23 protein-coding genes and 1 tRNA gene are annotated in these 24,749 nt (G+C 70.6%); 11 read left to right on the forward strand and 13 right to left on the reverse strand.

The genetic code is table 11. From position 1 onward, the window contains the following. Positions 1-143 precede the first annotated feature (143 nt). From LOC65_RS02195 to LOC65_RS02225, 7 genes are all read right to left on the reverse strand, one after another. Positions 144-1,301: a ribonucleotide-diphosphate reductase subunit beta gene (locus LOC65_RS02195; RefSeq protein ID WP_164963977.1), complete on the reverse strand. Its 1,158-nt coding sequence runs from the start codon at positions 1,299-1,301 to the stop codon at positions 144-146. Between the two features lie 133 nt (positions 1,302-1,434). Then, on the reverse strand, positions 1,435-4,287 hold the full coding sequence (locus tag LOC65_RS02200) for a ribonucleoside-diphosphate reductase subunit alpha (protein WP_230246483.1): 2,853 nt from the start codon (positions 4,285-4,287) through the stop codon (positions 1,435-1,437). 289 nt (positions 4,288-4,576) lie between these two features. After that, entirely contained in the window at positions 4,577-5,164 is a 588-nt protein-coding gene (ampD, locus tag LOC65_RS02205; RefSeq protein ID WP_230246484.1) for a 1,6-anhydro-N-acetylmuramyl-L-alanine amidase AmpD, read from the reverse strand. Further along, positions 5,165-6,610: a sigma-54 dependent transcriptional regulator gene (locus LOC65_RS02210; RefSeq protein WP_230246485.1), complete on the reverse strand. Its 1,446-nt coding sequence runs from the start codon at positions 6,608-6,610 to the stop codon at positions 5,165-5,167. Further along, on the reverse strand, positions 6,607-8,475 hold the full coding sequence (locus LOC65_RS02215) for a PAS domain-containing sensor histidine kinase (RefSeq protein WP_009857556.1): 1,869 nt from the start codon (positions 8,473-8,475) through the stop codon (positions 6,607-6,609). The genes LOC65_RS02210 and LOC65_RS02215 overlap by 4 nt, the downstream gene beginning before the upstream one ends. A 7-nt stretch (positions 8,476-8,482) precedes the next feature. Next, entirely contained in the window at positions 8,483-8,725 is a 243-nt protein-coding gene (locus LOC65_RS02220; protein WP_230246486.1) for a PP0621 family protein, read from the reverse strand. Further along, positions 8,722-9,540: an inner membrane protein YpjD gene (locus LOC65_RS02225; protein ID WP_029718537.1), complete on the reverse strand. Its 819-nt coding sequence runs from the start codon at positions 9,538-9,540 to the stop codon at positions 8,722-8,724. Before LOC65_RS02225 ends, LOC65_RS02220 begins: the two co-directional genes overlap by 4 nt. A gap of 45 nt (positions 9,541-9,585) precedes the next feature. On the opposite strand from LOC65_RS02225, the gene ffh reads away from it, so the two are divergent. Further along, positions 9,586-10,953: a signal recognition particle protein gene (gene ffh / locus LOC65_RS02230; RefSeq protein WP_164963972.1), complete on the forward strand. Its 1,368-nt coding sequence runs from the start codon at positions 9,586-9,588 to the stop codon at positions 10,951-10,953. Positions 10,954-11,146: 193 nt separating this feature from the next. Here the strand turns inward: ffh and ftsY are convergent, their stop codons facing one another. Continuing rightward, complete coding sequence (gene ftsY / locus LOC65_RS02235) at positions 11,147-12,274, reverse strand: signal recognition particle-docking protein FtsY (protein ID WP_230246487.1); 1,128 nt, start codon at positions 12,272-12,274, stop codon at positions 11,147-11,149. Between the two features lie 45 nt (positions 12,275-12,319). On the opposite strand from ftsY, the gene LOC65_RS02240 reads away from it, so the two are divergent. From LOC65_RS02240 to miaB, 3 genes are all read left to right on the forward strand, one after another. After that, positions 12,320-12,396 (forward strand) — tRNA-Met (locus LOC65_RS02240). A gap of 63 nt (positions 12,397-12,459) precedes the next feature. Further along, complete coding sequence (locus LOC65_RS02245; protein ID WP_164963953.1) at positions 12,460-12,840, forward strand: hypothetical protein; 381 nt, start codon at positions 12,460-12,462, stop codon at positions 12,838-12,840. Position 12,841: 1 nt separating this feature from the next. Next, positions 12,842-14,176: a tRNA (N6-isopentenyl adenosine(37)-C2)-methylthiotransferase MiaB gene (gene miaB, locus LOC65_RS02250; protein WP_230246488.1), complete on the forward strand. Its 1,335-nt coding sequence runs from the start codon at positions 12,842-12,844 to the stop codon at positions 14,174-14,176. 12 nt (positions 14,177-14,188) lie between these two features. Here miaB and LOC65_RS02255 read toward each other — a convergent pair whose 3' ends face one another. After that, positions 14,189-14,470, reverse strand: coding sequence for a hypothetical protein (locus LOC65_RS02255; RefSeq protein WP_009857549.1), 282 nt, complete (start codon positions 14,468-14,470; stop codon positions 14,189-14,191). Between the two features lie 89 nt (positions 14,471-14,559). Here LOC65_RS02255 and hemA point away from each other — a divergent pair, with 89 nt between their 5' ends. The 6 genes from hemA (at position 14,560) to LOC65_RS02285 (ending at position 19,471) form a co-directional block, all read left to right on the forward strand. Then, positions 14,560-15,855: a glutamyl-tRNA reductase gene (gene hemA, locus LOC65_RS02260; protein WP_230246489.1), complete on the forward strand. Its 1,296-nt coding sequence runs from the start codon at positions 14,560-14,562 to the stop codon at positions 15,853-15,855. A gap of 64 nt (positions 15,856-15,919) precedes the next feature. Continuing rightward, positions 15,920-17,014, forward strand: coding sequence for a peptide chain release factor 1 (prfA, locus tag LOC65_RS02265; RefSeq protein WP_230246490.1), 1,095 nt, complete (start codon positions 15,920-15,922; stop codon positions 17,012-17,014). Further along, positions 17,014-17,823: a peptide chain release factor N(5)-glutamine methyltransferase gene (prmC, locus tag LOC65_RS02270; protein ID WP_230246491.1), complete on the forward strand. Its 810-nt coding sequence runs from the start codon at positions 17,014-17,016 to the stop codon at positions 17,821-17,823. Before prfA ends, prmC begins: the two co-directional genes overlap by 1 nt. A 112-nt stretch (positions 17,824-17,935) precedes the next feature. Beyond that, on the forward strand, positions 17,936-18,499 hold the full coding sequence (locus LOC65_RS02275; protein ID WP_009857545.1) for a hypothetical protein: 564 nt from the start codon (positions 17,936-17,938) through the stop codon (positions 18,497-18,499). 91 nt (positions 18,500-18,590) lie between these two features. Next, positions 18,591-18,905 (forward strand): Grx4 family monothiol glutaredoxin, encoded by a 315-nt coding sequence (gene grxD, locus LOC65_RS02280; protein ID WP_009857544.1) that lies wholly within the window; start codon positions 18,591-18,593, stop codon positions 18,903-18,905. Beyond that, the gene (locus LOC65_RS02285) at positions 18,905-19,471 is read left to right on the forward strand and encodes a UbiX family flavin prenyltransferase (RefSeq protein WP_009857543.1); all 567 of its coding nucleotides are present in this window, start codon (positions 18,905-18,907) and stop codon (positions 19,469-19,471) included. The genes grxD and LOC65_RS02285 overlap by 1 nt, the downstream gene beginning before the upstream one ends. A 1-nt stretch (position 19,472) precedes the next feature. Here LOC65_RS02285 and LOC65_RS02290 read toward each other — a convergent pair whose 3' ends face one another. Together LOC65_RS02290 and LOC65_RS02295 are read right to left on the reverse strand one after the other, a co-directional pair. Next, positions 19,473-20,075: a lytic transglycosylase domain-containing protein gene (locus LOC65_RS02290; RefSeq protein ID WP_230246492.1), complete on the reverse strand. Its 603-nt coding sequence runs from the start codon at positions 20,073-20,075 to the stop codon at positions 19,473-19,475. After that, the gene (locus LOC65_RS02295; RefSeq protein ID WP_230246493.1) at positions 20,072-21,820 is read right to left on the reverse strand and encodes a proline--tRNA ligase; all 1,749 of its coding nucleotides are present in this window, start codon (positions 21,818-21,820) and stop codon (positions 20,072-20,074) included. The genes LOC65_RS02290 and LOC65_RS02295 overlap by 4 nt, the downstream gene beginning before the upstream one ends. A 115-nt stretch (positions 21,821-21,935) precedes the next feature. Here LOC65_RS02295 and LOC65_RS02300 point away from each other — a divergent pair, with 115 nt between their 5' ends. Continuing rightward, positions 21,936-22,502, forward strand: a complete 567-nt coding sequence (locus tag LOC65_RS02300; RefSeq protein WP_009857540.1) for an RNA pyrophosphohydrolase — start codon at positions 21,936-21,938, stop codon at positions 22,500-22,502. 4 nt (positions 22,503-22,506) lie between these two features. On the opposite strand, the gene proB is transcribed toward LOC65_RS02300, so the two are convergent. Both proB and cgtA read right to left on the reverse strand, forming a co-directional pair. After that, the gene (gene proB, locus LOC65_RS02305; protein WP_009857539.1) at positions 22,507-23,625 is read right to left on the reverse strand and encodes a glutamate 5-kinase; all 1,119 of its coding nucleotides are present in this window, start codon (positions 23,623-23,625) and stop codon (positions 22,507-22,509) included. Then, positions 23,622-24,683, reverse strand: a complete 1,062-nt coding sequence (gene cgtA, locus LOC65_RS02310; RefSeq protein ID WP_009857538.1) for an Obg family GTPase CgtA — start codon at positions 24,681-24,683, stop codon at positions 23,622-23,624. Before cgtA ends, proB begins: the two co-directional genes overlap by 4 nt. Positions 24,684-24,749: the final 66 nt, after the last annotated feature.

The following is a 24,749-nucleotide window of genomic DNA, read 5'->3' on the forward strand; positions in this document are numbered from 1 at the left end:
GAATGGGGCAGCGGCCACGGGACGGCGCATCTGGCGGCGCTGTTCCCGGACCGCGGATGTGAAACGTCGCACGGGCCCCGCGAAGGCACCGTGCGACGGCAGCGGGCCGTGGCCCGCCGGGTTCGGGGAGCGGCGTTTCCCGCTCAATCCCATGACAGAGCGCCACCGCTCTGGTAGTCGATGACGCGGGTCTCGAAGAAGTTGCGCTCCTTCTTCAGGTCGATCATCTCGCTCATCCACGGGAACGGGTTCTCCTCGTTCGGGAAGAGCGCCTCCAGGCCGATCTGCGTCGCGCGCCGGTTGGCGATGTAGCGCAGGTAGCCCTTGAACATCGACGCGTTCATGCCGAGCACGCCGCGCGGCATCGTGTCCTCGGCGTAGCGGTACTCGAGCTCGACGGCGCGCTCGAACAGCGCGCGGATCTCGGCCTTGAACGCCGGCGTCCACAGCTGCGGGTTCTCGAGCTTGATCTGGTTGATCAGGTCGATGCCGAAATTGCAGTGCATCGACTCGTCGCGCAGGATGTACTGGTACTGCTCGGCCGCGCCGGTCATCTTGTTCTGCCGGCCCAGCGCCAGGATCTGCGTGAAGCCGACGTAGAAGAACAGGCCTTCCATCAGGCAGGCGAAGACGATCAGGCTCTTCAGCAGCGTCTGGTCGGCCTCGGGCGTGCCGGTGCGGAAGGCCGGGTCCATGATCGCGTCGATGAACGGGATCAGGAACTCGTCCTTGTCGCGGATCGCCGCGACCTCGTGATAGGCGTTGAAGATCTCGCCTTCGTCCAGCCCCAGCGACTCGACGATGTACTGGTAGGCGTGGGTGTGGATCGCTTCCTCGAAGGCCTGGCGCAGCAGGAACTGGCGGCACTCGGGCGCGGTGATGTGCCGGTAGGTGCCGAGCACGATGTTGTTGGCGGCCAGCGAGTCGGCGGTGACGAAGAAGCCGAGGTTGCGCTTGACGATGCGGCGCTCGTCCTCGGTCAGGCCGTTCGGGTCCTTCCAGAGCGCGATGTCGCGGCTCATGTTCACTTCCTGCGGCATCCAGTGGTTGGCGCAGGTGGCGAGGTACTTCTCCCAGGCCCACTTGTACTTGAACGGAACCAGCTGGTTCACGTCGGTCTGGCCGTTGATGATGCGCTTGTCGGCGACGTTGACGCGCCGCGTGTGGGCCGTCGCGGCGGGGCGCGAAACCGGCGTGGCATTCGTGGCCGCGACGCTTCGTGCGGCGGTGTCCGACGGGGGCGTCATCGCCACAGGGGCGATCGCCGGGGTGCTGCGTACTTCGTCTTCCCAGACCAGCATGTGTGGACGTCCTGTTGTTGAATTATCGAGGGCTTGCTCGGGATCACCAAGCACTAGTTGCCATGGGTGCGCATTCGGTGAACGCATGAGGTTCCGAAGAATGCGCACTTCGAGCGTTAGACGCTCCGAAGCCTTACTGGCAGGCCTCGCAATCGGGGTTGTCGATCGAGCAGAAGCGCACGTCGCTCGCGGGCTCGGCGGCCGCGGCGGCGTCGAGCCCGCCATGGCGCGGCACGGCGTTCATCGCGCCCGGCGCCACGGTGCTCTTCTCGGCGTGCGTCGCGCTCATCGTGCGCAGGTAGTAGGTGGTCTTCAGGCCGCGTGTCCACGCCAGCTTGTAGATCTCGTCGAGCTTCTTGCCCGAAGCGCCGGCCATGTAGATGTTCAGCGACTGCGCCTGGTCGATCCACTTCTGGCGCCGCGCCGCGGCCTCGACGAGCCAGCGTGCGTCGACCTCGAAGGCGGTGGCATAGAGCTGCTTGAGCTCGTCGGGCACGCGGTCGACGGCGCGCAGCGAACCGTCGAAGTGCTTCAGGTCCATCACCATCACGTCGTCCCACAGCCCCAGGCGCTTCAGGTCGCGCACCAGGTACTCGTTGACGACGGTGAACTCGCCCGACAGGTTGCTCTTCACCGAGAGGTTGCCGAAGCAGGGTTCGATCGAGGCGTCGACGCCGATGATGTTGGAGATCGTCGCCGTCGGCGCGATCGCCACGCAGTTGGAGTTGCGCATGCCGTGCACGGCGATGCGCGCACGCAGCGCCGCCCAGTCCAGCGTCTGGCTGCGGTCGACCTCGACGTGGCCGCCGCGCTCGGCGGCCAGCAGGTCCAGCGTGTCCTGCGGCAGCACGCCACGGTCCCACAGCGAGCCGCGGTAGCTGGAGTAGCGCCCGCGCTCCTCGGCCAGCTCGCTCGACGCCCAATAGGCGTGGTAGCACAGCGCCTCCATCGAGCGGTCGGCGAACTCGACCGCGGCGTCGCTGGCGTAGGGCAGGCGCAGCTGGTACAGGCAGTCCTGGAAGCCCATCAGGCCCAGGCCGACCGGACGGTGGCGCAGGTTGGCGTCGCGCGCCTTCTTGACCGCGTAGTAGTTGATGTCGATGACGTTGTCGAGCATGCGCATCGCCGTCGACACCGTGCGCTTCAACTTGGCCTGGTCGATGCCGCCGCCGGCGACGTGCTGCGCCAGGTTGATCGAGCCGAGGTTGCAGACCGCGATCTCGCTGTCGCTGGTGTTCAGCGTGATCTCGGTGCACAGGTTGCTGGAGTGCACGACACCGACGTGCTGCTGCGGGCTGCGCAGGTTGCAGGCGTCCTTGAACGTGATCCACGGATGCCCGGTCTCGAAGAGCATCGTCAGCATCTTGCGCCACAGGTCGCGCGCCGGCAGGCGCTTGCTCGGACGGATCTCGCCGCGGTCGGCCTTGCGCTCGTAGGCCACGTAGGCCTGCTCGAAGGCAGCGCCGAACTTGTCGTGCAGGTCGGGGCACGACGAAGGCGAGAACAGCGTCCAGTCGCCGCCTTCCATCACGCGCTTCATGAACAGGTCCGGAATCCAGTTCGCGGTGTTCATGTCGTGCGTGCGCCGGCGGTCGTCGCCGGTGTTCTTGCGCAGCTCGAGGAACTCCTCGATGTCCAGGTGCCAGGTCTCGAGATACGCGCAGACCGCGCCCTTCCTCTTGCCGCCCTGGTTGACGGCCACCGCGGTGTCGTTGACGACCTTCAGGAAGGGCACGACGCCCTGGCTCTTGCCGTTGGTGCCCTTGATGTGGCTGCCCAGCGCACGCACCGGGGTCCAGTCGTTGCCCAGGCCGCCGGCGAACTTGGACAGCAGCGCGTTCTCCTTCAGCGCCTCGTAGATGCCTTCGAGGTCGTCGGACACCGTCGTCAGGTAGCAAGACGACAGTTGCGAACGCCGCGTGCCGCTGTTGAACAGCGTCGGCGTCGAGGACATGAAGTCGAAGCTGGAGAGCACGTCGTAGAACTCGATCGCACGCGCCTCGCGGTCGATCTCGTTGAGCGCCAGGCCCATCGCGACACGCATGAAGAAGGCCTGCGGCAGCTCGATGCGCCGGCCGTCGACGTGCAGGAAGTAGCGGTCGTACAGCGTCTGCAGGCCGAGGTAGTCGAACTGCAGGTCGCGCTCGGGCTTCAGCGCCGCGCCCAGCCGGGCGAGGTCGAAGCGCTGCAGCTCCTCGTCGAGCAGTTCGGCCTGCACGCCCTGGCGCACGTACGCGGGGAAGTACTCGGCGTAACGCGCGGCCATCGCCTCGGGGCGCACGTCGGCGCCGAGGATCTCGCGGCGGATCGTGTGCAGCAGCAGGCGCGCGGTGGCGCGCGTGTAGGCCGGGTCCTTCTCGATCAGCGTGCGCGAGGCGAGGATCGCCGCCTTGTAGACCTCGTCCAGCGGCACGCCGTCGTAGAGGTTGCGGCGCGTCTCGGCGAGGATGGGCTCGGCACGCACGTCCTCGCCCAGACCGGCGCAGGCCTGCTCGACCAGCGAACGCAGCGCGTCCAGATCCAGCGGCAGGCGCTGGCCGCCGTCCACGACGTGCAGCTCGGGCGCCGCCGGCTTGGGCGCGGCGGCCTGGCGCGAGCGCTCCTGCGCCCGGCGCTCGCGGTAGAGCACGTAGGCGCGCGCGACCTCGTGGTGGCCGCCGCGCATCAGGCCGAGTTCGACCTGGTCCTGCACGTCCTCGATGTGGAAGGTGCCGCCACCCGGGCGCGAGCGCACCAGCGCCCGCACGACGCCTTCGGTCAGCTGGTCCACCGTCTCGCGCACGCTGGCCGAGGCCGCACCCTGGGCGCCGTGCACGGCCAGGAAGGCCTTCATCAGCGCGACGGCGATCTTGTTGGGCTCGAAGGCGACGACCGAGCCGTTGCGGCGGATGATCTGGTAGCCGCTGACGGACGCGGCGGCCGGTGCGACGGCGGCGCTTCGAGCGGGCACGACGGCCTCGGTCGCGGACGACTGGACTGCTTGCATGGGGTTCCCCTGTCGGTGTGGTGGGCGGAAGGCTGGGCGCGCTTTCGGCGCGGCGCGGCCGGGGAGGACCGCGGCACGGGCCGCACGCCGCAGCCCCCGGGGAAGCGGCCGACGGCGCCGGAGCACGACGCGAGCGGACACTATATCTAGCGCCACCAAAGCCTGCAATGCACTAGGAATAGCGTCCGCATGCGTGGAATCCCGCACCAGGAGCGGGCCGCGAGGCACCCTCGTGGAGCACCACGGGCGCACCTTCGAGAGACTGGCGGGCGAAGCCGAGAGAGGCGGCTCAGCCGACGGCCGGCGCCACGCGCAGCGCGGGTGCGCGCACGGCCAGCAGCCGCGCCAGACGCGGCCAGTCAAAGCCTGCGCCAGGGTCGTGCTTGCGCCCCGGCGCGACATGCTCGTGGCCGGTCAGCTCGGCCAGCGGATAGGCGCGCGCCAGCGCCGGCAGCAGCCGCGCCAGGCGCGTGTACTGCGCGGTCTCGAAACGTTGGCCTTCCAGCCCTTCGAGCTCGATGCCGATCGACCAGTCGTTGCAGTTCTCGCGCCCGCGCCACACCGAACGCCCGGCATGCCAGGCGCGATCGTCGCAGGACACGAACTGCAGCAACTCGCCGCCGCGGCGGATGACGAAGTGCGCCGACACCTGCAGCCCGCGCAGCCGGTCGTAGTACGGGTGGGCGTCGCAGTCCAGCGTGTTCGTGAACAGGCGTTCGATGGCGTCACCGCCGTACTCGCCCGGCGGCAGGCTGATCGAGTGCAGCACCACCAGCGAGACCGCCGTGCCCGGTGGCCGCGGGCCGAAGTTGGGCGACACCATGGCCCGCGCGCCGGCGTACCAGCCGTCGCGCCAGTGACGCGGTGCGCCCGCCACTCAGTCGTCGCCGCTGCCGATGCCCAGCCGCGCCATGCGGTAGCGCATCTGGCGCAGCGACAGCCCGAGGCTGGCGCCGGCGGCGGTGCGGTTGTAGCGGTGGCGCTCGAGCGCACGCTCGAGGATCTCGCGCTCGACCTGGTCGAGGTAGGCCGCGAGGTCGTCGGGCAGCGGCACCTCGGCCGGCGCCGGCCGCAGCGGCGCTGGCGCCGGCGGCTCCAGTTCCTGGCGCCCGGAGTCGGCGAACACGGCTTCCGGCAACCCGAGGTCGCGGCACTCGACGACGCTGCCGCCGGCCAGCGTGACGGCACGGTGCAGCAGGTTCTCCAGCTCGCGCACGTTGCCGGGGAAGGCGTAGCGCGAGAGGTGCGCCAGCGCCTGGGCCGACAGCACCGGCGGCGGCGACACCCCGGCGTCGCCGGCGATGCGCTCGAGCACCGCGGCGGCGATCGCCGGCAGGTCCTCGAGCCGCTCGCGCAGCGGCGGCACGACGATCTCGATGACGTTCAGGCGGTAGAACAGGTCCTGGCGGAAACGCCCGGCATGCACCTCGGCCGAAAGGTCCTTGTGGGTGGCGCTGACGATGCGCACGTTGACCGACTGCTCGGCGACCGCACCCAGCGGCCGCACCGCACGCTCCTGCACCGCGCGCAGCAGCTTGCTCTGCATCGCCAGCGGCAGGTCGCCGATCTCGTCGAGGAACAGCGTGCCGCCCTGCGCGGCCTGGAAGAAGCCTTCGCGGTCCTCGACGGCGCCGGTGAAGGCGCCTCGGCGGTAGCCGAAGAACTCGGCTTCGAGCAGCGACTCCGGGATCGCGCCGCAGTTCACCGCGACGAAGGGCATCGCGTGACGCGGCGACAGCTCGTGGATCGCACGCGCAACCAGCTCCTTGCCGGTGCCCGACTCGCCGTGCACCAGCACCGGCGCCATGCTGCGGGCGACCTTGCCGACCAGGCTGCGCACCTGCTGCAGCGCGGCCGACTCGCCGGCCATGCGCTCCAGCGCGCGGCGCGGCGGCAGCGTGTGGCGCGCGTCGGCCGGTCGCGCCGCACGCGCGCCGTCGGTCGCCGGCGTGCGCCCCAGCGCCGACGCGACGACGGCGCGGAACTGACGCAGGTCGACCGGCTTGGTGAGGTAGTCGTAGGCGCCGGCCTTCAGCGCCTCGACGGCGTTCTCGGCCGAGCCGTAGGCGGTGATGACGATGCCCTTCTCGCCGCGCCCGGCATCCTCCAGCCGGCGCAGCAAGTCCAGCCCGGTGCCGTCGGGCAAACGCATGTCGGTGATCAGCAGCTGGAAGCGGCGCGACTGCAGCGCGGCCCAGGCTTCCTCGACGGTCTCGGCGCTCTCGACGTCGTAACCCTCGCGCAGCAGCGTCAGCTCGTAGAGCGTGCGCAGGTCGGGCTCGTCGTCGACGACGAGCAATCGGGGCGGCGTGGCGGCGCTCACGGGGTCAGTTGCAGCGGGGAGTCGGCTGCCGGCAGCGGGCAGCGTTTCATCGTGACGACGAACTCGTTGCGGGCACCGACGTCGGCCTCGCGCCGGCGGTAGCCGATGCTCGCGCCGTAGCGCTCGCAGAGCTCGCGGCAAATATACAGGCCGAGGCCGGCGCCACGGCTGCGCGTCGAGAAGAACGGCTCGAAGATGTAAGGCTCGACCTCCGGCGCGATCGCCGGCCCGTCGCTGGCGACGACCAGCTGGGCCTGGGTCTCGGACAGCGCGAAGAGCTGCAGCCGGATCGCCGCCGGGGCCTCGCTGGCGTGGCGGCGGGCGTTGTCGAGCAGGTTGACGAGCACCCGGCGCAGATGCTCGGGATCGAAGCCGACACCCAGCGGCGCCTCCGGCAACTCGACACGCAGCCGGCTGGCATGGCCGAGCGGCAGCGAGGCCGTCGCGGCCCAGTCGGCGGCGGCACAGCCGACCTCGGCGGTGGCGTCCAGCGGCACCGGCACGGCCTGCGGGCCGCCCGGCGCCAGCTCCATGACGTCGTCGACGATGCGCTTGAGCCGGTCGACGTTGTCCGCGACGATGCGCGCCAGGCGCCGCTGCGCGGGCGCGAGCTCGTCTTCCAGCAACAGGGCGTTGGCCTGGGAGATCGCGGCCAGCGGGTTGCGGATCTCGTGCGCGATGCCGGCCGACACGCGGCCCATCGCCGCCAGCTTCTCCTGCTGCAGCCGGGCCTGGGCGATGCGCACGTCCTCCAGCAGCAGCACGCACAGCGGCTCGCCGGGCCCGCCCTCGGCCGGCGAGCGCCCGCGCACGAAACGCACGCGCAGGCGCAGCGTGCGCGGCACACCGCCGTCGAAGGCCAGCGTGACCTCGCGTCCGGCCTCGGGCCACTGGCGCTCGGCCAGCGCCTGGGACACCGAGCGCGCGAGCGGCGCCCAGCTCGCCCGCGTCTCCAGGCCGAAGGGGGCCGGCGGGCTCAGCCCGGCGTCGACCAGCAGCGCACGCGCCGCCGGGTTGGCGGCGCGCACGCGCAGCCGCCCGTCGACGACCAGCACGCCGTCGACCATCTCCTCGATCACCAGCCGGTTGAGCTGGGCCTGCTGGCGCGCCAGCTCGAGGCTGCCGCGAGCGGCCTGCTCCTCGCGCGCCAGGCGCGCCGACAGCTCGCCCGACAGCAGCGCGATGACGAACAGGCCCAAGCCGGCCAGGCCGGACTGCAGCAGCGAGCCGGCGAGTTCGAGGTCGTCCCAGCCGCCGCGCGAGACGCCGGCCAGCAGCAGCAGCGCGACGCCGGCGGCGGTGCCCAACGCCACCAGGCGCGGCCCGACGACACCGGCCATCAGCACCGGCAGCACCAGCAGTGCCGAGTAGTTGACCGGGCCGCCGCTGCCACCCAGGTGCAGCGCACCGAAGGTGACGAGGTCGACCCCGACGGTGGCCAGCCACTGCCGCCGGCGCAGCATCGGCGAGGCCACCGGCGTGGTCAGCGGCTGGAAGCGCGGCAGCAGCCACAGCGCGATCGCCTGCACCGCGTAGGCGATGCAGATCAGCGTCAGCGGCAGCGACAGGCGCGCGCCGAGCAGGTTGCCGGCGCCCTGCACCGCCACCAGCGCGATGCCGAAGGCCGCGCGCACCGCGGCATAGGTGCGGTGGATGCGCGCCAGCGCGCTGTCCTCGGCGCCGATGACACGCTGCGACCACAGCGAGCGCAGGCGCTGGTCGATCTCCTGGTTGCCGCTGGCGGCCCAGTTCGGGTCGAAGCTGGACTCGTGGCCGAACCACGAGGACTCGGCATGCGGCGGCGTCGCCCGCCGGTCGCCCTGGCGCCGATCGCCCTGCCGACGGTCCTGCGCCGGCGCGTCCATCCGCGGCCTAGCGCGGCCCGGCGAGGCGGTGCGCCTCGCTGCAGTAGCGGCGGCCGGCGACGTCGGCGAGCGCCTCGTCGGCCGGCAGGTGCACGCCACAGCGGGCGCATTCGACCATCTCCTGCGGCTGTGCCGGCGCCACGGCGCCGCGGGCGCGCCGGGCCGGCGCCGCAGCCTCACGGCCGCGACCGCGGCCGAACATCAGCCAGAGCACGAAGCCGACGACGGCGATGACGAGCAGGTACTTCACGCCGGCGGCCGCCCCAGCAGCACCTCGAAGACGAAGCGCGAGCCGGCATACGCCAGCAGCAGCAGCACCGCGCCGACATAGACCCAGCGCGTGGCCTGGCGGCCGCGCCAGCCCTGGCGGTGGCGGCCGACGAGCAGCGCCGCGAACACCGCCCAGCCGAGCAGCGAGAACACCACCTTGTGGTCCCAGCGCCAGCCGACCGAGGTCAGCGCACCCAGCGCGATCGTCGCCGTCAGCACCGAGAAGCCGGCCTCGACGAAGCGGAAGGTCAGGCGCTCGAGCAGCAGCAGCGGCATGCCGGTGCGCGCCTGGTGGATGCCGGAGTGCTCGCGCAGCCGGCGCTCGCTGGCGTCGAGCATCATCGCGTGCACGACCGCGGCGCCGAACAGGCTGTACGAGCCGACACCGAGCGCGAAGTGCAGCGGCGCCAGCGGCGAGTGGTACTGGTGCGGCTCGCCCGGGAACAGCGCCGCCAGCACGACGACGACCGCACCGCAGACCGCCAGCCAGCGACGCACCGCCGGCAGCGGCATGAAGCGGTTCTCCACCGTGTGCACCGCCATCACCAGCCAGACCGTCAGCGACAGCACCGGGCCGAAACCGACCCGTGCACCGGGCACCTCCTGGCCGATGCCGCCGATGTCGAGCACCAGCGCCGCGAGGTGGGCGATCCAGCCGACGTGCAGCGCGGCGATCCAGATGCGGCCCGACTTGGCCAGGGGCAGCGCGGCGACAACGTAGCCGGCGATCGCCAGCAGCGCGACGAACAGCGGCAGGCCACCGCTCACCACGGGAGAGGCACTCGATAGAATCATGCTGACAGTGTACTTTTTGCAGGCCGTTCCCGGCCTGAAGCGGCGATGGCCTCGAACCTATCCGACCGGCTTTCGAGGCTGGTCAAGACGATGCGCGGCCAGGCCCGCATCACCGAAGGCAACGTGCAGGACATGCTGCGCGAAGTGCGCATGGCCCTGCTCGAGGCCGACGTCGCGCTGCCGGTGGTGCGCGACTTCATCGCCCGCGTCAAGGACAAGGCGCTCGGCCAGGAGGTCGCCGGCTCGCTGAACCCGGGCCAGGCCCTGGTCGGCATCGTCCACAAGGAACTCGCCGCGACGATGGGCGACGGCGTCGCCGACCTGAACCTCGCGGTCCAGCCGCCGGCAGTCATCCTGATGGCCGGTCTGCAGGGCGCCGGCAAGACGACGACCACCGCGAAGCTGGCCAAGCACCTGATCGAGCGGCGCAAGAAGAAGGTGCTGACGGTCTCCGCCGACGTCTACCGCCCGGCCGCCATCGACCAGCTGAAGACGGTGACGAAGCAGGCCGGTGCCGAGTGGTTCCCGAGCGCGCCGAGCGACAAGCCGCGCGACATCGCGCTGGCCGCGCTGGACCACGCCCGTCGCCACTACTTCGACGTGCTGCTCGTCGACACCGCCGGCCGGCTGGCGATCGACGAGGCGCTGATGGCCGAGATCCGCGAGCTGCACGCCACGCTGAAGCCGGTCGAGACGCTGTTCGTCGTCGACGCGATGCAGGGCCAGGACGCGATCAACACCGCCAAGGCCTTCAAGGAGGCGCTGCCGCTGTCGGGCATCGTGCTGACCAAGCTCGACGGCGACTCGCGCGGCGGCGCCGCGCTGTCGGTGCGCCAGGTCGCCGGCGCGCCGATCAAGTTCGCCGGCGTGTCCGAGAAGATCGACGGCCTGGAGGTCTTCGACGCCGAGCGCCACGCCGGGCGTGTGCTCGGCATGGGCGACATCGTCGCCCTGGTCGAGGAGGTGCAGAAGGGCGTCGACCTGAAGGAGGCGCAGAAGCTCGCCGACAAGGTCAAGTCCGGCGGCTTCGACCTCAACGACTTCCTCTCGCAGATCAGCCAGATGAAGAAGATGGGCGGCCTGGCCGGGCTGATGGACAAGCTGCCCACCCAGATCACCGCCAAGGCCAAGGGCGCCGACATGGACAAGGCGGAGCGCGACGTCCGCCGCATGGAAGGCATCATCAACTCGATGACGGCGCTGGAGCGGCGCAAGCCCGAGCTGATCAAGGCCAGCCGCAAGCGCCGCATCGCCGCCGGCGCCGGCGTTCACGTCCAGGAAGTCAACCGCCTGCTCAACCAGTTCGAGCAGATGCAGGGCGTGATGAAGAAGATGAAGGGCGGCGGCCTGATGAAGATGATGAAGCGCATGGGCGGCATGAAGGGCATGCTGCCGCCGGGGATGGGCGGCTGAGCCGGCGCGCTTTCAAACGGCCAGCGCTGCGCACCACCGAACAGACGGGGTCACGAACAGCCGCGAACAGCACGGGGTCAGGTCTCTCAAGACCTGACCCCGTTCTTTCTAGACCTGACCCCGTTCTTTCTGACCCCGTTCTTTCGGCTCTTCGCCAGGCGCGAACGGTCCACCGGACCGTTCACGTCCGGGCTCACCCCAGCAGCGCGTTCGCGAATTCCCGCGCGTCGAAGGTCTGCAGGTCTTCCAGCCGCTCGCCGACGCCGATGAAGTAGACCGGCACGACGCGGCCCTGCTCGGCGCACCAGCGCGCGATCGCGGCCAGCACGCCGCCCTTGGCGGTGCCGTCGAGCTTGGTGACGATCAAGCCGGTGAGGCCCAGCGCGGCGTCGAAGGCCTTCACCTGGGCCAGCGCGTTCTGGCCGGTGTTGCCGTCGATGACCAGCAGCACCTCGTGCGGCGCCCCCTCCTGCGCCTTGCCGATCGTGCGCTTGATCTTCTTCAGCTCGTCCATCAGGTGCAGCTGCGTCGGCAGGCGCCCGGCGGTGTCGGCGATGACGACGTCGCAGCCGCGCGCGCGGCCGGCGGTGACGGCGTCGAAGCTCACCGCGGCCGGGTCGCCGCCCTGCTGGCTGACGATCTCGACGCGGTTGCGGTCGGCCCAGACGGCGAGCTGCTCACGCGCCGCGGCGCGGAAGGTGTCGGCCGCAGCCAACAGCACACGGCGGTCGGACTCGGCCAGATGGCGCGTCAGCTTGCCGATCGTCGTCGTCTTGCCGGCACCGTTGACGCCGGCCACCATCACGACGGTCGGCGTCTGCTGGCCGATGACCAGCGGCTTCTGCAGCGGCGCCAGCAGCTCGGCCACGGCGTCGGCGAGCAGCGCCTTGACGACCGCCGGCTCGGTGGCCTTGGCCTCCTTCACACGGCGCTTCAGGTCCTGCAGCAGGTACTGCGTCGCGCCGACACCGGCATCGGCCACCAGCAGCGCCGACTCCAGGTCCTCGTACAGCGCATCGTCGATCTTCGTGCCGGTGAAGACCTGCGTGATGCTGCTGCCGGTCTTGCGCAAGCCGAGCTTCAGGCGATCAAGCCAGCGCGAGCGCGGCTCGGCCACGGCCGGCACCTCGGCCACCGGAGCGGCCTCGACGGGCGCCGGCGCCGGTCCGGGCACGGCCTCGGGCTCCGGTGCCGCCGCCAGCGCCGCACGCTCGAGCTCGTCGTCCGACAGCGCCGGAGCCTGCTCCGAGGCCTCGGCGGGCGTCGGCTCGACGGGGGCGGCCGGGGCCGGTGTGACCTTCTTCTTGAAAAAGCTGAACATCGGAGGTGACGAGTTGGCGAGAGCCTTGTTATACTGCTGGGCTCAGGCGCTTTAGCTCAGTTGGTTAGAGCGACGGAATCATAATCCGCAGGTCCGGGGTTCAAGTCCCTGAAGCGCCACCAGATACCGGCCCGAGGTTCACCGCCTCGGGCCGTTTTACGTTTCACGGCCACTGGATCCACACCATGCTCCGCTGTGTCACGCTGGCAACGCTGGTCGCTGCCGTCTCCCTGCCCGCCAGCGCGCAGATCGTCGTGCAGCGCAAGCTGGCACCGAACTCGCTGCGCGGCGAGCTCGTGGTCACCCAGGCCCCCGCGGTGCTGCTCAACGGGCAGCCAGCGCTGCTCGCGCCGGGCGCGCGCATCCGCGGCGAGAACAACCTGATCGTGCTGTCGGCCAGCCTCACCGGCCAGAAGCTCGTCGTGAACTACACGCGGGAGCTGCACGGCCAACTGCTCGACGTCTGGATCCTCAACGCCAGCGAACGCGCCAAGCGCTGGCCGAAGACCGCCGAGGAAGCCGCCAAGTGGCGCTTCGAGCCCCAGTCCCAGACCTGGACCCAGTGACATGAAAAAGGTCTACATCCGCACCTTCGGCTGCCAGATGAACGAGTACGACTCGGCCAAGATGGCCGACGTGCTCAACGCCGCCGGCGGCTACGAGCCGACCGACGACCCCGAGCAGGCCGACCTCGTGCTGTTCAACACCTGCTCGGTGCGCGAGAAGGCGCAGGAGAAGGTCTTCAGCGACCTCGGCCGCGTCAAGCACCTGAAGAAGAAAGGCGTGCTGATCGGCGTCGGCGGCTGCGTCGCCAGCCAGGAAGGCGCGGCGATCATCGAGCGCGCGCCCTACGTCGACATGGTCTTCGGCCCGCAGACGCTGCACCGGCTGCCGCAGATGATCGCCGCGCGCAGCAACGAGCGCCGGCCGCAGGTCGACATCAGCTTCCCGGAGATCGAGAAGTTCGACCACCTGCCGCCGCCGCGCGTCGAAGGTGCCAGCGCCTTCGTCTCGATCATGGAAGGCTGCTCCAAGTACTGCACCTACTGCGTCGTGCCCTACACGCGCGGCGAGGAGGTGAGCCGCCCGTTCGAGGACGTGCTGACCGAAGTCGCCGACCTCGCCGACCGCGGCGTCAAGGAAGTGACGCTGCTGGGCCAGAACGTCAACGCCTACCGCGGCGCGATGGGAGAGTCCGGCGAGATCGCCGACCTGGCGCTGCTGCTGGAGTACGTGGCCGAGGTGCCGGGCATCGAGCGCATCCGCTTCACGACCAGCCACCCGAACGAGTTCACGCAGCGCCTGATCGAGGCCTACGGCCGCATCCCGAAGCTGGTCTCGCACCTGCACCTGCCGGTGCAGCACGGCAGCGACCGCATCCTCTCGGCGATGAAACGCGGCTACACCGCGCTCGAATACAAGAGCACGATCCGCAAGCTGCGCGAGCAGCGCCCCGGCATCAGCCTGTCGTCGGACTTCATCGTCGGCTTCCCCGGCGAGACCGAGGACGACTTCGCGAAGACGATGAAGCTGATCGACGACGTCGGCTACGACGCCAGCTTCAGCTTCGTCTACAGCCAGCGCCCGGGCACGCCGGCCGCGGCGCTGGACGACGACACGCCGCAGGAACTCAAGCTCGCGCGGCTGCAGACGCTGCAGGCGGCGATCGAGGCCAACGTGCGCCGCATCAGCGCCTCGCGCGTCGGCACGCGCCAGACCATCCTCGTCGAAGGCCCGTCGAAGAAGAACCCGCAGGAGTTGATGGGCCGCACCGAGTGCAACCGCATCGTCAACTTCGACGGCGGCCCGACCCCGTCGCGGCTGATCGGCCAGATGCTGGACGTGACGATCACCGAGGCGCTGCCGCACTCGCTGCGCGGCACGCCGGTGCTGGCGGACTGAGCACGATGCGGCTCAGCGGCGCCCCGGGCCGAAACCGCGCCACCACAGCGTGGCGGCGCAGGCCAGCACCATCGCGCCGTAGGTCAGCATGCGCCCGTCGTGCCGCGTGAGCAGCAGGCCGGCCAAGAGCACGGCGAGGTTGGCGAGCGAGGCGTCGCGCGCCAGCCGGGCCCAGGACACTGTGTTCAGTTCGCGACGCCAGAGCAGTTTTGCCGCGCCGGCCGCCAACGAGGCGACGGCCAGCGCCGGCAGAACGAAGTTGAGCACGTGCCAGAAAGCGTCCAGGGGTCCCATCGGACTCGATTCTGCCCCGGACGCTCGCTTTGACCCTGCTCAAGCCTGACCCCTCGCTTCCTGTCGGCCGCCTCCTACAATCCTGCTCCGTGAGCGTCTTCACCCTCGGCCTCAATCACCACTCCGCCCCGCTGGATCTTCGCGGGCGGCTCGCATTCGCGCCGGAACAGATGCCGTCGGCGTTGCGTGCTCTGCGTGAACGCCTGCACATCGCGACGCCCGAAGCCGCGCTGGTGTCGACGTGCAACCGCACCGAGCTGTACGTCGCAGCCGATCCGAAGACCGTGCACGAGCTGGTGCGGCCGACGATGGACTGGCTGGCCGAACAAGGCGGCGTCAGCGGCGGCCACCTGCAGTCGCACACCTACGTGCGCGAGAACCGTGACGCCGCGCGCCACGCCTTCCGCGTCGCCTCCGGCCTGGACTCGATGGTGCTGGGCGAGCCCCAGATCCTCGGCCAGATGAAGCAGGCCGTGCGCCAGGCCGACGAAGCCGGCACGCTGGGCACGACGCTGCACCAGCTGTTCCAGCGCTCGTTCTCGGTCGCCAAGGAAGTGCGCACCGCCACCGAGATCGGCTCGCACTCGATCAGCATGGCCGCCGCAGCCGTGCGCCTGGCCTCGCAGATCTTCGAGGACCTGGCCGACATCCACGTGCTGTTCGTCGGCGCCGGCGAGATGATCGAGCTGGTGGCCACGCATTTCTCGGCGCGCACGCCGCGCAGCATGGCGATCGCCAACCGCACGCTGGAACGCGGCGAGCATCTGGCCAGCCGCTTCGGCGCCCAGGCGCTGCGCCTGGCCGACCTGCCGCAGCGCCTGCACGAGTTCGACGCCGTCATCTCCTGCACCGCCAGTTCGCTGCCGATCATCGGCCTGGGCGCGGTCGAGAGCGCGCTGAAGCAGCGCCGCCATCGCCCGATGTTCATGGTCGACCTGGCCGTGCCGCGCGACATCGAGCCCGAGGTCGCCAAGCTGCGCGACGTCTACATGTACACGGTCGACGACCTGTCGGCCGTCGTCCAGTCCGCCGGCGAGAAGCGCCAGGCCGCCGTCCAGCAGGCCGAGGCCATCATCGACGCCGGCGTGCAGAGCTTCGCGCACTGGCTGGACCAGCGCGCCGCGGTGCCGCTGATCCAGGCCCTGAACCGCCAGGCCGAGGACTGGACCGCCATCGAGATGCAGCGTGCGCGCCGCCTGCTGGCGCGCGGCGAGCCGATCGACAGCGTGCTCGAAGCGCTGTCGCGCGGCCTGACGCACAAGATGCTGCACGGCACGCTGGCCGAGTTGCACGCCGCCGACGGCAACGAGCGTGAGCATCTCGCCGAGACCGTCTCGCGCCTGTTCCTGCGCCAGAGTTCGCGCGCCACCAGCGCCGAGCGCTAGAGCCCCCTCCCCGTCGCCCGGGCCCGCTGTCCGCGGGCCCGGGCGTTTTCACGTTGGAACGACGATGAACGATTCGCTTCGGCAACGGTTCGAGCGCCTGGGGATGCGTCTCGCCGAACTCGACGCCCTGCTGGCCGACCCGCAGGTCGTCGCCGACGTCAAGCGGCTGCGCACGCTGTCGCGCGAGCAGTCCGAGGTCGCCGACGTCGTCGGCCGCTGGCGGCGCTACCTGCAGCGCGAACAGGATCTGGCCGCGGCGCGCGAGATGCTCGTCGCCGAAAGCGACGCCGAGATGGCGGCGATGGCCGAGCAGGAAGTCGTCGACGCCGAAGCCGACCTCGCGCGCCTGGAGCACGAGCTGCAGCTGGCGCTGATCCCGCGCGACCCGGACGACGCACGCAACGCCTTCGTCGAGATCCGCGCCGGCACCGGCGGCGACGAGTCGGCGCTGTTCGCCGGCGACCTGGCGCGCATGTACCTGCGTTATTTCGAGCGCCAGGGCTGGCGTGTCGAGGTGATGAGCGCCAGCGAATCCGAGCTCGGCGGCTACAAGGAGCTGGTGCTGAAAGTCGACGGCACCGACGTCTTCGGCACCCTGCGTTTCGAGTCCGGCGGCCACCGCGTGCAGCGCGTGCCGGCCACCGAGGCCCAGGGCCGCATCCACACCAGCGCCTGCACGGTGGCCGTGATGCCCGAGCCCGACGAGGCCGAGGAGGTTCAGCTGAACCCGGCCGAGCTGCGCATCGACACCTTCCGCGCCAGCGGCGCCGGCGGCCAGCACGTCAACAAGACCGACAGCGCGATCCGCATCACCCACCTGCCCACCGGCATCGTCGCCGAGTGCCAGGACGACCGCTCGCAGCACCGCAACAAGGTCAAGGCGATGGCGGTGCTGGCCGCGCGCCTGCGCGAGAAGGACCGCGCCGAACGCGCCGCCAAGGAAGCCGCGACACGCAAGAGCCTGGTCGGCAGCGGCGACCGCAGCGACCGCATCCGCACCTACAACTTCCCGCAAGGGCGGCTGACCGACCACCGCATCAACCTGACGCTGTACAAGCTCGGCCAGATTATGGACGGCGAGCTCGACGACGTCGTCGCGGCGCTGAAGGCCGCCCGCGCGGCCGAGCAGCTCGCGCAGCTCGAGACCGGGGAGCGCTGATGCGCATCGCCGACGCGCTGGCCGCCGGACGTGAACTCGGCGTCGACCGGCTGGACACGCAGCTGCTGCTGGCGCACCGCCTCGGGCGCTCGCGCGCCTGGCTGCTGGCCCACGACGAAGACCTGCTGAGCGCAGCGACGGCAACCGCCTTCACCGCGGACCTCGCCCGACGTGCCGCCGGCGTGCCGTTCGCCTATCTCGTCGGCGAACGTGAGTTCCACGGCCTGACCTTGCGCGTCACGCCCGACGTGCTGGTGCCGCGACCGGACACCGAGGTGCTGGTCGACTGGGCGCTGGAGCTCCTGCCGCCCGGCGCGCCGGCACGCGTGGCCGACCTGGGCACCGGCAGCGGCGCGATCGCGCTGGCGGTGAAAAACGCGCGTCCGCAGGCCAGCCTGACCGCCACCGACCGCAGCGCCGAGGCGCTGGCCGTCGCCGCCGACAACGCCGGCCGCCTCGGTCTGGAAATCGAGTTCGTGCATGGCGAATGGTGGTCGCCGCTGGCCGGCCGGCGCTTCGACCTCGTGCTGTCCAACCCGCCCTACATCGCCGGCGCCGACCCGCACCTGACGGCGCTTCTGCACGAGCCGCGTGGCGCGCTGACGCCGGAGGGCGACGGGCTGGACGCGCTGCGCGCGATCGTCAGCGCTGCGCAGGCGCATCTGGAGCCCGGCGGCTGGCTGCTGCTGGAACACGGTTACGACCAGGCCGACGCGGTGCAGGCGTTGCTCGCCGAAGCGGGTTTCACCCAGGTGTCGACACGCCGCGACCTCGGCGACCAGCCGCGCTGCACCGGCGGACGTCGCTGAAACGCCGCACCGCGCGCGGCACACGGCGCGCATGTCACGATTCGTCGCGTGGATTCCTGCTGCGGCGGGCGCATCGGAGCATGATGAAGTCTTCTGCACGAGGAGTCCTGCCATGCGCATGCGATCCGCTCCCGTGACGGTCGCGGGCTTTGCCCTCGCCGGTTTCGCCGTGGCCGCCGACGGCCTGAACCCACCCGACAGCGACCAGGTGTGGCCCCGCTGGCAGGCCCGCGCGCAACTCGGCGCGACGACGCTGGCCCCGGTGACGCTCGCCGGAGGCATGCGCGAGGCGGGCTCGCTGCTCGGCGACTACTACTTCGACACGCCCGGCCTGCGCATCCGGTCCTGGACCGGCGGGCTGCGCGCCACGGGCGGCGTGGCCTTCAGCGGCCGCGGGCTGCCGCTCGGGCCGCCGTCGACGCCTCGGCTCGGGTTGGCGGCTCCGCCGCCGGGGCTGGCCGACGATACCGAGACGATGCCCTACCTCGGGCTCGGCTACAGCGCCGGCCCGCGCGACGGCGCCTGGGCCTTCAGTGCCGACATCGGGCTTGTCGCCGACCGGCCCGGCAGCCTGCGCCCCGGGCGTGTGCTGCTCGGCGAGCAGGCGCTGGACGGCGCGCTGCGCGAGATGCAGCTCGCGCCGGTGCTCCAGCTGGGGCTGCGCTACTCGTTCTGAGTCGCGTGCGGGCTTCGCGGGGCCGGACCGAGGCCGGCGCCGTGATCGCTTATCCTTGCCGCCTTTCCAAGACAGACGGCGGCAGACAGCCATGAGCGACGTTCAACAACGCATCGACGAACTGGTCAAGGGCAACCGCGTGATGCTCTTCATGAAGGGCACGGCCCAGTTCCCGATGTGCGGCTTCTCGGGCCGCGCGGTGCAGGTGCTGAAGGCCTGCGGCGTGGAAGAGTTCAAGACCTTCAACGTCCTCGAGGACGAGGAAGTGCGCCAGGGCATCAAGGACTATGCCCAGTGGCCGACGATCCCGCAGCTCTACGTCGACGGCGAGTTCGTCGGCGGCTCGGACATCATGATGGAGATGTACCAGTCGGGCGAGCTGCAGCAGCTGCTGGCCAAGGCCTGATGCCGCACCAGCGGCTCGTCGTCGGCATCACCGGCGCCAGCGGCGCCGTCTACGGCGTGCGGCTGCTGGAGCGCGCGCGGGCGCTGGGCGTCGAGACCCACCTGGTGGCGACGCCGGCCGGCGTGCTCAACGCCCACCACGAGCTGGGCCTGTCGCGCGGCGACCTCGAGGCGCTGGCCGACCACTCGTACGCGCCCGGCGACGTCGGCGCCTGTGTCGCCAGCGGCAGCTTCGGCACCTCGGCGATGGTCGTCGCGCCGTGCTCGATGAAGACGCTGGCCGCGGTCGCCCACGGCCTGGCCGACAACCTGCTGACACGTGCCGCCGACGTCGCGCTGAAGGAGCGCCGGCGCCTCGTGCTGATGGTGCGCGAGACGCCGCTGAACCTGGCGCACCTGCGCAACATGACGGCCGCCACCGAGATGGGCGCGATCGTCTTCCCGCCGCTGCCGGCCTTCTACCACCGGCCACAGACGGTGGCCGAGATCGTCGACGACGGCGTCGAGCGCGTGCTCTCGCTGCTGCAGCTCGACGGCGCGACACCGCGCGAGTGGCGCGGCCTGTAGATCAGGCCTTGATGTCCCAGGCGCGGCGCGCGCCGAACACCATGTTCGGGTACTCGGCCCGGCCACGGCTGCCGTTGTAGCGGCCCAGCGCCATGAACAGGTCGCCACGCTCGACGTCGAGGTAGTGGCGCAGGATGACGCAACCGAAACGCAGGTTGGTCTGCATGTGGAACAGCCGGCTGGCGTCGCCGTCGCCGATCAGGCGCGCCCAGAACGGCATCACCTGCATGTAGCCGCGTGCGCCGGCGCGGCTGATCGCGTACTTGCGGAAGCCGCTCTCGACCTGGACCAGGCCGAGCACCAGCGAGGTCTCCAGCCCGGCGCGCCGGCTCTCGTACCAGACGGTCTCGAGGAACTCGACACGCGTGCGGTTCTCGCTCTTGCGGCGCTTCAACTTCTCGCTCGCCGCGCTCAGCCAGCGCAGGTAGACGAGTCGGTCCTCGACGCGGGCGAAACTCGGCTTGGGCGGGGCACCGTCGGCCACGGCCGCGGCCAGCGCGCTGCGCACCGAGTCGGCCAGCGGCTCCTCGACCTGCGCGCCGGCCCGCGCCGCGCCGCAGGCCGCCGCCAGCGGCAGGGCCAGCAGCGCGCGGCGGCCGATCATGCCTTCAGGCGGCCCTTCACGAACGCGACGGCCTCGGCCAGCGGCACCGTGTGGGCCGCCGTCTCGTGGCGGCCCTGGACCTCGACCGTGCCGGCCTTCAGGCCGCGGTCGGAGACGACGACGCGGTGCGGCACGCCGATCAGCTCCCAGTCGGCGAACATCGCGCCGGGGCGCTCGCCACGGTCGTCGAGCACGACGTCGATGCCCAGCGCCGCGAGCTCGTCGTGCAACTGGTCGGCAGCGGCCTTCACGTCGGCACTGCGGTCGTAGCCGATCGGGCAGACGGCCACCGTGAACGGCGCGATCGCGTCCGGCCAGATGATCCCGCGCTCGTCGTGGTTCTGCTCGATCGCGGCACCCAGGATGCGCGTCACGCCGATGCCGTAGCAGCCCATCTCGAAGGGCTGCGGCTTGCCGTTCTCGTCGAGGTAGGTCGCGCCCATCGGCTCGCTGTACTTCTTCGTGCCGAGGTAGAAGACGTGGCCGACCTCGATGCCGCGCTGGATCGCGAGCACGCCCTGGCCGTCCGGCGACGGATCGCCGGCCACGACGTTGCGGATGTCGGCGACGAGGTCCGGCTCGGGCAGGTCGCGGCCCCAGTTGACGCCAGCGATGTGGAAGTCGGGCTCGTTGGCGCCGCAGACGAAGTCGCTCATGTTCGCGACGGTTCGGTCGGCAACCACCTTGACCGGCTTCTTCAGGCCGATCGGGCCGAGGTAACCCGGCTTGCAGCCGAAGTGGTCCTCGATCTCGGCGACGGTGGCAAAGCGGAAGCCGGCCTTCAGGCCCGGCAGCTTGCCGGCCTTGATCTCGTTGAGCGCGTGGTCGCCACGGACGAGCAGCAGCCAGACCGTCGTCTTGACGATGTCGCCGGCCTCGTCCTTCTCGTCGGTGGCCAGCACCAGCGACTTGACGGTGTTCTGCAGCGCAATGCCGAGCAGCGCCGCGACGTCCTCGCAGGTGCTCTTGCCCGGTGTCGGCGTCTTGGCCAGCGCCTGCGTCGGCGCCGCGCGTTCGGCGATCAGCGAAACCGCCTCGGCGAGCTCGATGTTGGCGGCGTAGTCGCTGGTCGGGCAGTAGACGATCGCGTCCTCGCCGGTGTCGGCGATGACCTGGAACTCGTGCGAGGCGTCGCCGCCGATCGCGCCGGTGTCGGCCGCCACCGCGCGGTAGGTCAGGCCGAAGCGGTCGAAGATCGCGCAGTAGGCGCGGTACATCGTGTCGTAGCTCTTCAGCGCCGAAGCCTTGTCGCGGTCGAAGGAGTACGCGTCCTTCATCGTGAACTCGCGGCCGCGCATGACGCCGAAGCGCGGACGGCGCTCGTCGCGGAACTTGGTCTGCACGTGATAGAAGGTGCGTGGCAGCTGCTTGTAGCTGCGCAGCTCCTGGCGCGCGATGTCGGTGATGACCTCTTCGCTCGTCGGCTGGATGACGAAGTCGCGGTCGTGGCGGTCCTTCACGCGCAGCAGTTCGGGGCCGTAGGCCTGGAAGCGGCCGGTCTCCATCCAGAGCTCGGCCGGCTGCACCACCGGCATCAGCAGCTCGACGGCGCCGGCGCGGTTCATCTCCTCGCGGATGATGGCCTCGACCTTGCGGATGACCCGCAAGCCCATCGGCATGTAGTTGTAGATGCCGGCGCCGAGGCGCTTGATCATGCCCGCGCGCATCATCAGCTTGTGGCTGACGATTTCCGCGTCGGCGGGAGCTTCCTTGAGGGTGGAGATGAAGGTCTGGGAGGCTTTCATGGGCGCGGCCCGGACCGTGCGGTTCGGCTGCCGCCCGCGTGCGGGAAACCGAGAGCCTTTGTGCCGCACCTGCCCGGTGCAATAATGATCTGAGTCACAGATTCGGGGTCCGATTATGCTCGACCGGGAGGGCTTCCGGCCCAACGTCGGCATCGTGCTGCTGAATGCGAAAAACCAGGTTTTCTGGGGCAAGCGCTTGCGCACCCACTCCTGGCAGTTTCCGCAGGGCGGCATCAAGCACGGGGAGTCGCCCGAGCAGGCGATGTTCCGTGAGTTGCATGAAGAGGTGGGCCTCAAGCCCGAGCACGTGCAGATCATGGGTCGCACGCGCGACTGGCTGCGCTACGAGGTGCCCGAGCACTACATCCGCCGCGACGCGCGCGGCCACTACCGCGGCCAGAAGCAGATCTGGTTCCTGCTGCGCCTGGTCGGGCGCGACAGCGACATGAACCTGCGCGCCACCGATCACCCGGAGTTCGACGCCTGGCGCTGGAACGACTACTGGGTGCCGCTGGACGTCGTCATCGAGTTCAAGCGCGGCGTCTACGAGATGGCGTTGACCGAGCTCGCGCGCTACCTACCGCGCCAGAACACGCACAACCGCTACCTGCGCGCCGGGCTGCGCACGCACCGCGACGACGAGGCGCCGCGCGCGGCGCCGGAGCCGGCCGCCCCGCGCTGAACGATCAGACCAGGACCAGGTTGGTCCGGTGGATCATCTCGGGCTCGTTGGCGTAGCCCAGCAGAGACTCGATCTGCGACGACGCATGGCGCGCGATGAGCCGCGCCTCGGCTGACGAGTAGTTGGCCAGACCGCGCGCGATCACCTCGCCGGCCGGCGCCAGCACCGCGATGACGTCGCCACGCGCGAACTCGCCCTGGACCTCGACGACGCCGATCGGCAGCAGGCTCTTGCCGTCCTCGCGCAGCTTCAGCGCCGCGCCGGCGTCGACGACGACCGCACCGCGCAGTTGCAGGTGGTCGATCATCCACTGCTTGCGCGCCGCGAACTTCGGCGTGCCGGCGACCAGCGCGCTGCCGATCGCCTCGCCGCGCGCCAGGCGCAGCAGCACCTCGGGCTCGCGGCCCCAGGCGATGACGGTGGAGGCGCCACTGCCGGCAGCGCGTTTGGCTGCCAGCACCTTGGTGATCATGCCGCCGCGGCCGATGCTCGAACCGGCGCCGCCGGCCATCTGCTCCAGCGCCGGGTCGCCGGCAGTGGCGACGTCGATGAAACGCGCCTCGGGGTCCTTGCGCGGGTCGGCCGAGTACAGGCCGCGCTGGTCGGTCAGGATGACCAGCGCGTCGGCTTCGATCAGGTTGGCGACCAGCGCACCCAGCGTGTCGTTGTCGCCGAACTTGATCTCGTCGGTGACGACGGTGTCGTTCTCGTTGATCACCGGCACGACGCCCAGCGCGAGCAGCGTCAGCAGCGTCGAACGTGCGTTGAGGTAACGCTCGCGGTCGGCCAGGTCGGCATGCGTCAGCAGCACCTGGGCGCTGCGCAGGCCCTGCTCGGACAGCCGCGTCTCGTACATCTGAGCCAGGCCCATCTGGCCGACGGCGGCGGCGGCCTGAAGCTCGTTGAGCTCCTTGGGACGCGTCGTCCAGCCCAGGCGCTTCATGCCCTCGGCGATCGCGCCGCTGGACACCATCACGACCTCGCGGCCGTCGCGCGCCAGGGCGGCGAGCTGCCGCGACCAGTTGCCGATCGCCTCGGCGTCGACGCCCCGACCCTCGTTGGTGACGAGGCTGGAGCCGACCTTGACGACGATGCGGCGGGCGGTCGCGAGAACGGTGCTCATTCGGCAGGCGGGTTGTCGAAGCGCGGGTCGGGCAGCGGGGCTTCCTGCTGGTAGCTGGCGACGTGTTTCCAGATGCCCTCGACCAGCGGCTCCAGCCCCTCGCGCGCCAGCGCCGAGATCACGTAGACCGGCCCCTTGTAGCGCAGCCGCTTGACGAAGTCCTTGACGCGCGCTTCGCGTTCCTCGGCCGGCAGCATGTCGACCTTGTTCAGCACCAGCCAGCGCGGCTTGGCGTGCAGCTCGGGGTCGTACTTCTTCAGCTCGGCGACGATGGCCTTGGCCTGCTGCACCGGGTCGACGCCTTCGTCGAACGGCGCGATGTCGACGATGTGCAGCAAGAGCCGCGTGCGCTGCAGGTGGCGCAGGAAGCGGTGGCCGAGGCCCGCGCCTTCGCTGGCGCCTTCGATCAGACCGGGGATGTCGGCGACGACGAAGCTGCGCTCCGGGCCGACGCGCACGACACCCAGGTTCGGGTGCAGCGTCGTGAACGGGTAGTCGGCGATCTTCGGCCGGGCGTTGGAGATCGCCGAGATCAGCGTGCTCTTGCCGGCGTTGGGCATGCCCAGCAGGCCGACGTCGGCCAGCACGCGCAGCTCGAGCTTGACCTTGCGCGCCTCGCCGGGCCAGCCGGGCGTCTTCTGCCGCGGGGCGCGGTTGGTGCTGGTCTTGAAGTGCAGGTTGCCGAAGCCGCCGTCACCGCCCTTGGCGAGCAGCACGCGCTGGTCGTGCTCGAGCAGCTCGCACAGCACCTCGCCGCTGTCCAGGTCGGTGACGATGGTGCCGACCGGCATGCGCAGCACGATGTCCTCGCCGGCGGCACCGAACTGGTCCGCGCCGCGGCCGGACTCGCCGTTGCGGGCCTCGTGGCGGCGCGCGTAGCGGTAGTCGATCAGCGTGTTGATGTTGCGGTCGGCGTGCGCCCAGACGCTGCCGCCGCGCCCGCCGTCGCCGCCGTTGGGGCCGCCGAACGGGATGAACTTCTCGCGCCGGAAGCTGACGCAGCCGGCGCCGCCGTTGCCCGCGGCGATGTCGATGGTGGCTTCGTCTACGAACTTCATGGTGCGCGATTCTAAAAAGACAAAGCCCCGGCGGGCCGGGGCTTCGGGTTCACGGTGACGTCGGCC

The sequence above is a fragment of the Rubrivivax sp. JA1055 genome (genome assembly GCF_020966565.1).
Taxonomy (GTDB): Bacteria; Pseudomonadota; Gammaproteobacteria; order Burkholderiales; family Burkholderiaceae_C; genus Rubrivivax; species Rubrivivax benzoatilyticus.